Genomic DNA, 11091 nt, shown 5'->3' with positions numbered 1-11091 from the left:
TAAAACTAATGATTACATCCTTTACCGGTTATTATCTGAAATTGCATCAGATGGAAATTCAGGTTTTTAGACCTAGTAACAGGGATTAGATAAGCGTTCAGATTATGATTGCTCTACTCATTTTTATTCATATTAAACTATTTTATCATGGAACATTCTAATTTTATTCACTTTGTAGGTATTGATATTTCTAAAAGTACTTTTGATGTTGCTGTAATAGAACAAGATCAATTACCTACTTCCTTCAAATTTGAAAATACACTCAAAGGTGTTAACGCTTTTATCAGGCTTTTAAAGAATAAAAAATATTCTTTAGAAAACACGCTTATCTGCATGGAGCATACGGGGGTATATGGTCGAATCATCATTGCTAAACTTGTTGAAAAACAAGCTAATTTCTGTGTTGAAATGTCTTTAAGAATTGCTAAAAGTATTGGAATACAACGTGGTAAAAATGATAAGATTGATGCTGTACGAATAGCTAAGTATGCCGAGAAAAACTGTAATGAATTAGAGTTATACAAACCAATTCCTTTAGTACTTGAAAAGGTAAAACTATTAATTAAAGTCCGTGAAAAATTGGTACAATTCAAAGCTGACTTACAAAAGCATCCCAATGAAATGAAGGCTTTTGATCCAGAATTAGGCAAACTCGCTGAGAAAAACATTAAAAAAACAATCAAATGTTTTACCAACGAAATTAACCGTATTGAGGAGGATTTAAAAGAACTCATTCTTTCTGATGACCAACTCAATAACACCATAGGACTGGTTACCTCGGTTACAGGTATAGGCATTATTACGGCTGTATATTTTACCATTTTCACAAATTTCTTTACGCGTTATACAGATCCAAAACAACTCGCTTGTTACTGCGGTGTGGTGCCTTTTGAGCATACTTCTGGTTCCAGTGTTCATAAACAATCTAAAACACATCCTATTGCTAATCGAACCCTTAAAAAACAACTTCATATGTGTGCCCTCGCCGCTGTTCGACATGACCCCGATCTTAAGGAGTACTATTTAAGAAAAGCTGAGGAAGGCAAAAACAAAATGCTCGTTCTAAACAATGTTAGAAATAAACTCGTGCTACGTATATGTGCTGTTGTAAAAAGGCAGAAACCTTATAAAAAGCAAGTAGCATAAACTTAATTTTGATGACATCATTTTTTTATCTTTTTTATTTGGTTTTAACATGGAAATCTTTTCCGTCCCGCTAGGGTCCAAAAAATTCGAGCCCTCCGAATTGCTTCGTCGGCTACCTTCTATATGTAAAAAATTGAATACATAAACGTTGCTGTATCGCATCGTTTACGTCCAAGGAAAGTCAAATCCCGAAAACGATCGATCGTAAAAAAAAACCATAGCGGAAATCCAAAAATTACCGCTTATGGAATGCACTGTTAAGGATTGTCTCGAGATGTTGAAGATAGTAAAATTTATACCTACGCGTAAAATTGTAACTCTTAAAGGTTTGATAAAAAAAGGATACTGTGCTCACACAATATCCTCATTTTTCAAATTAGTGGGTCTTTTTCATAGCAATCGTATTCCCCCAAACACTGATACGAAAATAAGTCATATCAATAACCGTTGTAGCTATTTTAGCAATAGTTTAGCACTTCTGTACACCAACGCACGTTAAGGGTAAAAAAAATCCTGCCATTCCTAAGAATAACAGGATATAACCCTTGTAACTCTTTTGCAAAGTTTATGTAAGCCACTTAAAAGATAGTGATTTATAACATTCCTTCATCCGCAAAACTCATATATTCGTTGAATGGAGAGAGAATAATATGATCCAATACTTTGATATCTAAGTATTCCGCGGCTTGTTGGATTTTTCGGGTCAACTGTTTGTCTGCTTCACTAGCATTCATTTTACCACTGGGATGGTTGTGTGCTATGATGATGGCTGTAGAAACCGATTTGAGCACTACCCCAAACAACAACCGAATATCCACTAGTGTCCCTGTAACACTTCCTATCGACAGTTTATAAATTCCTTTCACCTGATTCGCATTGTTGAGTAACAATACTTGAAAAGTTTCCTGAAACCCAATGGTGTTGGGATTCCATGCCTGTTGCAATACCCGAAAGGCATCTTTCGAACTGGTTATCTGCAATGCTTTCGCCGGTAAATTCCCTAAGTAACTCACCTGTAATTCTTGTACCTGATATTTTTCAAACTGCTTCATCCTACTTCATTTTAAGATTCATAAAAAAGAAAGCGGAACCCTTGAAAGCGATTCCGCTTTACTCACCTTGATAACTCATGCATACTATTCAGGTTTTCCCAATAGTACTACCTCATTGGCTACAATTTCGGTGATGTAATGGGTCTGTTTGTATTTACCCTCATACGAACGAGTGGCTAACTTCCCATGCACGGCTATTTCTTTTCCTTTGGTCACAAACCCCTCGATAATCTCGGCAGTTTTCCCCCAAGCTACAATTTTGTGCCATTGAGTTTCGGTTTGTAATTCACCTTCTTTGTAAAAGCTCTCATTGGTAGCTAAGGAAAAACGAGCTACTTTTTTACCACTTTCAAAATCTGTAATCTCAGGAGCATTTCCTGCATTACCCATTAACTGAACAAAATTTCTGATTGTACTCATAACATTTAGATTTAAAAAATTCAACTTCCTTTCTTGATCACTGCTAAACTCAGTAATAGCTCCACCACCTTCCCATCAATACCTCAACACAAAACCTGTTGTTAACACATTTCAAAAAGCCTTTTAAAGACTTTCAAAACCTCGGTGAACAGATTTACTTTTTATATCCGGAAGCGTTTTTCTTTTTTGGATTTTGTAGGCTTCCTTTTCGAACAATTTTTTAGGTACTGATTTCAATGAACGTGGGTTGGATTTACTTCCTATAGAGCCGTTGAGCTGTTATCTTTTTTGGATGCTGACACAGATTGCACGGTTACGGAGGAATAAGGACATATAAAAGAGAGGAACGAGCGGCTTATGCTGTCTGTTTCAGCCGAACCGTGCGTGTTTTGCTACCCCAAAAAGAGGCAGCGCTTCGGAATACCTGATAGGAAATCCCAAGCCTGTTGGGAAGAAGTACCTCCAACAATCGAAAAGGAAGGATGCTGTTATAGCTTTATACGACTCATATCAGAACCTTAGACCTACGATCCATATCCTACCATTTTCTTAACACTCGTAAATAAATGAACTCTAAATAATCCATATATCTATTAAGCATACGCACAAAAAAATTGGATCATCGTCAAGAATTCTTCGTAATTGCAATGCTATATCTAACTCAATTGAGTTATAAAGACCAAGTTTTACATATTAAGCTAAAATTTCAATTTCTAATAACTCCCATACATTTTTAAAAAAATGTACTTTTGAATTATGCATATATTACTCATAGAAGACGATGCACATTTGGGCGCTTCACTCTCGAAAGGGCTTTTGGAAGAAGGTTTCACCACTACTTGGATAAAAGATGGTGTAGTAGCTAGAGAGCTTATTTTTCGGCATCAATGGGATATCATCATTATGGATGTGATGTTGCCCGGACTCAACGGAATTCAGTTGTGTGAAATGATTCGCTTCAAACACATTCAAACTCCGGTTTTAATGCTTAGCGCATTAGGCGAAGCCGATGATAAAGTTGCAGCGTTAGACAAAGGTGCGGATGATTACATGACCAAACCTTTTCACTTTAAAGAACTCATTTCAAGAATCAATGCCTTGTACCGACGTTCTCAAAATATTCAGCAAACTACTTCCGAAATTTTAACTTGTGACACGCTTGTAGTTGATAAAGCTAAAAACAAAATAACTCGTGGTCTTACTGATGTTCAGCTATCTGCCAAAGAATTTTTTTTACTTTGTTGTTTACTAGAAGAGAAAGACAAAGTAGTTTCGCGCACCCGAATTTTAGAAAGTGTTTGGAACACCAATCAAGATACCTATACTAATATTATCGACGTGTACATTTCCTATCTTCGAAATAAAATAGACCTTCCCAACGAAAAAAAACTCATCAAAACGATCAAAGGAAGAGGCTACATGATCTCCGATACTGAATGAAAATTCAACACAAAATAACCTGGACTAGCAGCCTTCTTTTTGGAGGCATTTTTGCCATTATTTCCATACTTATCTATACGTCATTTATCCAATCTTCCGAACGGATTTTCTACAAAGATTTGTCGCGCACAGCACAAATATCCGGAATGTTTTATCTGGAAAAAGATGAATTAAATAAGGCTAACTTCTCTCCTATTCAAAACGCATTTTATCAGCTCAATCCAGAACGTAAAATTAGTATTTACGACCAAAACACCACTACTGTTTTCAATACGGAAGATCAAATTGACGTTAATAAAGCTATTCTGAATAAGATCAGGAATGAGAATATTTATAATTTTCAGATTGATGATGTGTTTTACCACGGGTTGTTTTACAAAGATAATCAAGGTGATTTTGTGGTATTGGTAAGTTCTAAAAATCAATTAATTGAAGAACAAAAAAAATCGCTACTAACCATTTTGTTGGTTACATTTATCTTTGGTATGTTTATTTTGATTTTGTTTACTTCACAACTTGCAAAATATGCTTATAAACCAGTACGAAACATTATCAAACAAGTAGATCTATTAGATTTAAACACTTCAGAATTATTGCTTTCGTATCCTAAAACAAAAGACGAATTAGAAGAACTTTTTGAGGCTTTTAATAACCTGTTGAACGAAATTAAATACAGTTATCAGCAACAGAAAAATTTTGTTGATCATGCATCTCACGAGTTAAAAACACCATTAGCTTCCATTATCAATAATTTAGAAGTTACGCTACAAAGACCTAGAACCACTACTGAATATCAAGAAAATAACGTTACGGTTTTACAAGCAGCACACCGACTGGAACAAATTCTAAAAAATCTACTATTACTTTCAGGGATTCAGCGTACTATTCAAGATAAAACTACCACAAGAATTGATGAAATTATCTGGGAGATCATTAACGATCTTCAACAAAAATATCCTGATAGATTTCAAATTGATTTACAAATTCCACCTGAAAAAACAACAATACTTACTGCCAAAGTCAACCAAACCATGGTATATATGGCGCTTTTTAATTTGATGGAAAATGCTGCTAAATTCTCCCAAAATCCTGTAAAAATCACTTTAAAAGAATCGCAGGAAAAATTACAAATCAGCATTCAAGATGAAGGCATTGGCATTCCGCCTCAAGAACTTGCGTTTTTAAAACAACCCTTTTATCGCAGCACCAATGCCGGAACTTTTGAAGGAAATGGTTTGGGCTTTAGCATTGCGGCCATCATTTTAGAAGCACACCACATTCAAATGCACTTACAAAGTCAATTAAACACCGGAACCACCATTACGGTAACGATACCTTAAAAGCGTTTTCATGCCATTCTAATCTTATTTTAATGTAGCACAAAAGCGTGCTTAACCTTCCTCAACTTCCTTTGCTGTGTAAAATCAAAACACAGTGAAAAAAACTATTGTATATTACATTTTATTGTTGCTGAGCTTAGGTAAAATAACGGCTCAGACAAACAATACTGTGACACTTACCCAAGACGAGGCAGAAAAATTATTGCTAAAAAACAACTTATCGTTGTTAGCAGAAAAGTTAAATCTAGACATCGCAGAGGCGGCTATAATTCAGGCAAAAGTATGGCCAAATCCTACACTTACTGTAGACGAGATGAATCTTTGGGCTACCGACTATCAAAAAAGAAACGGTGAACAATTACCGGGACTTTTTGGTGATGCTGATTTTGGACGCTACAGGCAAGTTGCTGCACAAATTGAACAGTTGGTTGAATTAGCAGGAAAACGAAAAAAAAGAGTGGCCATAGCACAAGTTTCTCAAGAAATGGCAAGTGCGTATCTAGAAGATTTTCTATTGAGTTTACGAACCGAATTTAGAGAAACCTTGTATCATTTTGAATACAGCCGTTTGTACATTGAACTACTTCAAAAACAATCGAACTCTTTAGAAACGTTGATCAAAGCTTATCGCGATCAGTTTGAGGAAGGAAACGTTAGTAAAGTTGATTTAATTAGATTACAAGCTACCAATTTCGACCTGAAAAATGAGATTATTGATGAGCAGGAATCTTTAAATGCACAACAGCAAAACTTATTGGTAATGCTGAATTTACCAGACAATACTACGCTAAAATTTACCGCAATTTTCGACGACACGTTTCAATACACCACAACTTCTTATGCTTTGCAAATTGAAACGCTACAAGACAAAGCCATTGCATTACAACCTTTATTAAAAGCAACCGGATTGGCAGTTAACAAAGCTGAAAATCAATTGGCATATGAAAAAGCACAACGCGTCCCAGACGTTACTTTTTCTGTAGGATATGACCGTGGCGGGAATATTATGCAAGATTTTATTGGAGTCGGTTTTTCTTTAGACCTTCCTATTTTCGACCGAAATAAAGGTGGTATTCAACAAGCAACTGCTGAAATTTCTCAAGCCGAGTTTACACATCAGCAAGCAACTTTAAATGTAAAAACTAAAGTGCGCGAAAGCGTCGCAAACTTAGAGCAAGTGGCAGATTTCTTTGAAGATATTGATGCAGATTATGTAAAAGATCTAGATACCGCAATGGAAGCTTACAATCAGTTCTTTAAAGATCAAACCATCAATATGATCAACTATCTCGATTTTATGGAAGCTTACATCGAGAACATGCAGATTCTTTACGAAAATCAGCAACAGTTTTTCAATGCGCTCGAAGAACTCAATTACATCACCGGAATGAACTTACAACACCCAAAAAAATAAAAAAATGATCAAGAATCTATACAAACACCTATTAGTGAGTGCTTTGCTTTTACAAGCATGTGGCGAAAAACAAACTGAAAAAGTAGCCGAAGAAAAAGCTCCTTGTTTATCAGACACCGAATTGGCTCAATTAATTCAACCCGAAGAAAAACCAGTAAGCTACACCATTACGCTGAACGGTAAAATTGATTACAACCCTAACAATGTGGTGCAATACGTTAGTTTGGTAGACGGTATTATTACCAACACTTATGTTTCGTTGGGCGATAACGTAAAAAAAGGTCAGGTACTAGCTTCAATAAAAAGTACCGAACTAAACGCTATGCAAGCTCAGTTAAAGCAATTAAACGCGCAATTAAAAGTAGCTGAACGCGATTTAAAATCTACCCAAAGCTTTTATAATAACGGAATTTCTTCTGAAAAAGATTTGATTGCTTCACAAAGTGATGTAGCTCAAATTGAATCGCAAATTGCCAATTTACAAACCAATCTAGAGTTGTTTAGTGCCAAACCGGAGGCGGGTGTTTTTGAAATTGTTGCTCCTGTAAGTGGTTATATTGTTGGGAGTCACATGGCTTCAGGATTGCAGATCAATGCGGGTAGCGAACCTTTGTTCACACTATCTAATTTAGATGAAGTTTGGATCAACGCCAACATATATGCACAAGATATCTCTTATATACATCAAGGAATGCCTGTAACCATTACCGGAAACGCTTTTCCTGATAAAACATACGAAGGCAGCATTAGTCACATTTCTAATATCATCGATCCAGATGACAATGTGATCAAAGCGCGTATCATTTTGAAAAATATAGATATGCAGTTAAAACCAGGACTTAACGTAACGGTAAATGCTGAAAAAAAATTAGACAGAACCGCTTTATGGATTCCTAAAAATGCTGTGATTTTTAGCAACGATCAATATTATGTAATGACGGCTTCTCAACAAGGAAACTGTGCTTTACAACCTAAAAAAGTAAGCATTCTGGAACAAGATAAAAATGGATACTACATAGCATCCGGTATCAATCCGCAAGACACCATTATTCAAAAAGATGCTTTGCTTTGGTACAATGCTTACGCTGGTATGTAATATCAATTCATATTTCTGAATTCTAAAAATCTAAATCCATGAAAAAATTCACCAATGGCTTAGTGGCCTTTTCGCTACGCCATTCCCTTATAGTTTTCTTTTTAACGGCGTTGCTGGCCATTGCAGGTGTAGTGAGCTACTTGAACACGCCTATAGAAGCCTTCCCAGATGTCACCAATACGCGTGCTCGTATTATTACGCAATGGCCGGGAAGAAGTGCAGAGGAAGTAGAAAAATTTGTGACGCTCCCTATTATGAAAGAGATGAACACCATTCCCAGAAAAGCGAATGTACGTTCTATTTCTCTTTTTGGTTTGTCGGTTGTCACCGTTATTTTTGAAGATGATGTAGAAGATTTCTACGCGCAACAATATGCTGCCAACAGACTTCAAGGTGTTGATTTACCTGAAGAAGCTAGTTCGGACATTGATCCACCTTACGGCGCTACCGGAGAAATTTTCCGATACATTATTGATAGTGAAAGACCTATAAAAGAGTTAACTGCCATTCAAGATTGGACCATTGAGCGCGAGCTACTTTCTGTTGCTGGTGTGGCCGATGTGCAAAGTTTTGGTGGTGAAGAAAAAACCTATCAAATTCAAGTTGATCCAGTTGCTTTAAAACAATACGATTTTACACCACTAGATGTATACGAAGCTATTTCTAAAAGCAATATTAATGTAGGAGGCGATATTATTGAAAAAGGTTCGCAGGCCTATGTGGTACGTGGTGTAGGTTTACTCACCTCCATTTCAGACATTGAAAATACCTTGATCAACGTAAACGGGACAGTTCCAGTTTTAATCAAAGATATTGCACATGTAGAAAAAACTGCCAAACCTCGTTTAGGTCAGGTTAGTTTAGATGATAAAGAAGATGTTGTTGAAGGAATTGTGGTGATGCTTCGTGGAGAAAATCCGGCTGCGGTGATTGAACGCTTGAAAGACAAAATCACAGAACTAAACACTTCAATTCTACCAAGCGATGTAAAAATTGAACCTTTTATAGACCGAACTGAATTGGTAAACACCACAGTAAAAACAGTAAGTAAAAACCTGGTAGAAGGAATCATTCTAGTTTCTGTCATTGTATTGATTTTCTTGTTCAACTGGCGTACCACCATTACGGTAGCATTGGTAATTCCATTATCGTTCTTATTCAGTATCACACTCTTAAAAATCCAAGGATTACCGGCTAACTTAATTTCCATGGGAGCTTTAGACTTTGGTTTATTGCTAGAAGGAACGCTGGTGATTGTGGAAAGTGTCTACGTTCAGCTCGAAGAAAAATCAGAACATTTTGGCTTGGAACGCTATAACAAACTCTCAAAATCAGGAACCATTAAAAACAGTATTCGTAAGGTGGCTCCACACATTTTCTTTTCGCAATTGATCCTTATAATTGCGCTATTCCCTATATTTTCATTTCAAAAAGTGGAAGGCAAAATGTTCACTCCTTTAGCCTACACCTTAGGATATGCACTGTTAGGTTCTTTGATTTTGAGTTTAACGTTTGTGCCTGCCATGTGTAAAGTAATGTTGAAGAAAAACGTAAAACCGATTCATAATCCGGTTGTAAATTTCTTCAGAAAAAACATTTTCAGATTATTCACCTGGACTACCAAAAACCAGAAAATTACCTTAACTAGTTTTTGCGTTGTACTCATTGCTTGTGTGGTTCATTTTCTGAATTACGGAACCGAATTTATTCCACAGTTAAATGAAGGTGCTGTGTATGTACGAGCTACGTTGCCCAATAGTGTGAGTTTGCAAGAATCTGTAAAAACAGGAAAAGCCATTAAAAAGAAAATCAGCAATTTTGATGAAGTTAAATTTGTGCTGAACCAAACCGGTAGGCCTAATGATGGTACCGATCCTACAGGATTTTTTAATAATGAATTTCACATTCAATTGTATCCACAAGATGAGTGGAAACATGACGAAACCAAGGAAGAATTATTAGCCAGAATGAAAGATAGTTTGCAAATTTTTCCAGGTATCAACTTCGGATTTAGCCAACCTATTCAAGATAATGTAGAAGAATTTGTGGCGGGTGTGAAAAGTTCTTTGGTTGTAAAAGTATTTGGAAACGACCTGTACAAAATGGAAAATCAGGCAGAGCAACTTTCCAAAGTATTACAAAAAGTTCCTGGAATTACCGATCTTAAAGTGTACAAAAACATTGGTTTGCCTGAACTCCGCATTCAGTTAGACGAGGCAAAAATGGCACAATACGGCGTAAATACAGAAGATGCTCAAACCGTAGTAGAAATGGCCATTGGTGGTAAAACAGCGTCTTATTTTTATGAAGATGAGCGCAAGTTTGACATTCAAATTCGTTTTCAGGAAAATTACAGAGATGACGAAGATGCCATTGGCGATATTTTGATTCCTACACTTACCGGACAAGAAGTACAACTCAAAGAAATTGCCAATATTTCCTTTAAAACGGGTCCGGCCTTTATTTACCGCGAAGGCAGTAGTCGCTACACCGGAGTTGGCTTTAGTATTGACGGTCGTGATTTAGGAAGCACCATTGCCGAAGCACAACAACGCGTATCGGAAGCGTTGCATTTTGATAAAGACACACGCGTGGAATGGGCTGGTGAATTTGAAAGTAAAGAGCGTGCTACCAAACAACTTACCGTAATTGTTCCGGCAGCATTATTACTCATTGTTTTCTTGTTGTACATGAACTTTGGAAACGTAAAAGATATGCTTATTGCCATCTCTACCGTTACTTTTGCTTTTATTGGAGGATTCTTATCGCTTTGGATTACCGGAACTGTATTTGGTATTTCTGCCGGAATTGGGTTTATAATTCTCTTTGGCGTGTGTACCATTGACGGAATTATTCTGGTAGCAGTAATGAAAGAAAATCTTCATGAACGCTTACCGCTCAAACAAGCCATTTCAGAAGGTGTGTATAGCAGAATTCGTCCTGTTGTGATGATTGCGTTAATGGGATCGTTAGGATTGTTACCAGCAGCTACCTCTAATGGAATGGGATCTGAAGTACAAAAACCACTAGCGATTATGATTTGTGGCGGTTTGATCATTTGTATGCTATTATCGTTCACCGTTTTGCCACAGTTATTCTATCTGGCATACCGTAAAAAACACGAAGGTACCAACTAAACCACTCTGGACTCAAAGTCCAGAGGTTTGATAACACGAGGGACTA

Annotated in this window: 8 protein-coding genes; 6 read left to right on the top strand and 2 right to left on the bottom strand. The window is 36.5% G+C overall.

Annotation, left to right across the window (positions count from 1 at the left end; genetic code table 11):
- Positions 1-147: 147 nt before the first annotated feature.
- On the top strand, positions 148-1146 hold the full coding sequence (locus BM383_RS17420; protein WP_093026436.1) for an IS110 family RNA-guided transposase: 999 nt from the start codon (positions 148-150) through the stop codon (positions 1144-1146).
- A gap of 593 nt (positions 1147-1739) precedes the next feature.
- Here BM383_RS17420 and BM383_RS17415 read toward each other — a convergent pair.
- Both BM383_RS17415 and BM383_RS17410 read right to left on the bottom strand, forming a co-directional pair.
- The gene (locus BM383_RS17415; protein WP_093026435.1) at positions 1740-2198 is read right to left on the bottom strand and encodes a JAB domain-containing protein; all 459 of its coding nucleotides are present in this window, start codon (positions 2196-2198) and stop codon (positions 1740-1742) included.
- Positions 2199-2282: 84 nt separating this feature from the next.
- On the bottom strand, positions 2283-2618 hold the full coding sequence (locus BM383_RS17410; protein ID WP_093026434.1) for a single-stranded DNA-binding protein: 336 nt from the start codon (positions 2616-2618) through the stop codon (positions 2283-2285).
- Between the two features lie 756 nt (positions 2619-3374).
- On the opposite strand from BM383_RS17410, the gene BM383_RS17405 reads away from it, so the two are divergent.
- The 5 genes from BM383_RS17405 (at position 3375) to BM383_RS17385 (ending at position 11045) form a co-directional block, all read left to right on the top strand.
- On the top strand, positions 3375-4058 hold the full coding sequence (locus BM383_RS17405; RefSeq protein ID WP_093026433.1) for a response regulator transcription factor: 684 nt from the start codon (positions 3375-3377) through the stop codon (positions 4056-4058).
- Complete coding sequence (locus BM383_RS17400) at positions 4055-5398, top strand: HAMP domain-containing sensor histidine kinase (protein WP_093026432.1); 1344 nt, start codon at positions 4055-4057, stop codon at positions 5396-5398. Before BM383_RS17405 ends, BM383_RS17400 begins: the two co-directional genes overlap by 4 nt.
- A gap of 94 nt (positions 5399-5492) precedes the next feature.
- Positions 5493-6812, top strand: coding sequence for a TolC family protein (locus tag BM383_RS17395; RefSeq protein WP_093026431.1), 1320 nt, complete (start codon positions 5493-5495; stop codon positions 6810-6812).
- Positions 6813-6816: 4 nt separating this feature from the next.
- Positions 6817-7908 carry an efflux RND transporter periplasmic adaptor subunit gene (locus BM383_RS17390; RefSeq protein ID WP_093026430.1) on the top strand — a complete coding sequence of 364 codons (1092 nt, stop codon included), beginning with the start codon at positions 6817-6819 and terminating at the stop codon, positions 7906-7908.
- Between the two features lie 38 nt (positions 7909-7946).
- On the top strand, positions 7947-11045 hold the full coding sequence (locus BM383_RS17385; RefSeq protein ID WP_093026429.1) for an efflux RND transporter permease subunit: 3099 nt from the start codon (positions 7947-7949) through the stop codon (positions 11043-11045).
- Positions 11046-11091 lie beyond the last annotated feature (46 nt).

It is taken from the genome of Pustulibacterium marinum, from assembly GCF_900116665.1.
Taxonomy (GTDB): Bacteria; Bacteroidota; Bacteroidia; order Flavobacteriales; family Flavobacteriaceae; genus Pustulibacterium; species Pustulibacterium marinum.
The sequence above is the reverse complement of the archived record's forward strand: the minus strand, read 5'-3'. Positions and strand labels throughout refer to the sequence as shown.

Excerpts from the sequence above, each read along its gene's own strand:
- BM383_RS17420 (WP_093026436.1), top strand. The coding sequence starts at position 148 with ATGGAACATTCTAATTTTATTCACTTTGTAGGTATTGATATTTCTAAA.
- BM383_RS17415 (WP_093026435.1), bottom strand. The coding sequence starts at position 2,198 with ATGAAGCAGTTTGAAAAATATCAGGTACAAGAATTACAGGTGAGTTAC.
- BM383_RS17410 (WP_093026434.1), bottom strand. The coding sequence starts at position 2,618 with ATGAGTACAATCAGAAATTTTGTTCAGTTAATGGGTAATGCAGGAAAT.
- BM383_RS17405 (WP_093026433.1), top strand. The coding sequence starts at position 3,375 with ATGCATATATTACTCATAGAAGACGATGCACATTTGGGCGCTTCACTC.
- BM383_RS17400 (WP_093026432.1), top strand. The coding sequence starts at position 4,055 with ATGAAAATTCAACACAAAATAACCTGGACTAGCAGCCTTCTTTTTGGA.
- BM383_RS17390 (WP_093026430.1), top strand. The coding sequence starts at position 6,817 with ATGATCAAGAATCTATACAAACACCTATTAGTGAGTGCTTTGCTTTTA.
- BM383_RS17385 (WP_093026429.1), top strand. The coding sequence starts at position 7,947 with ATGAAAAAATTCACCAATGGCTTAGTGGCCTTTTCGCTACGCCATTCC.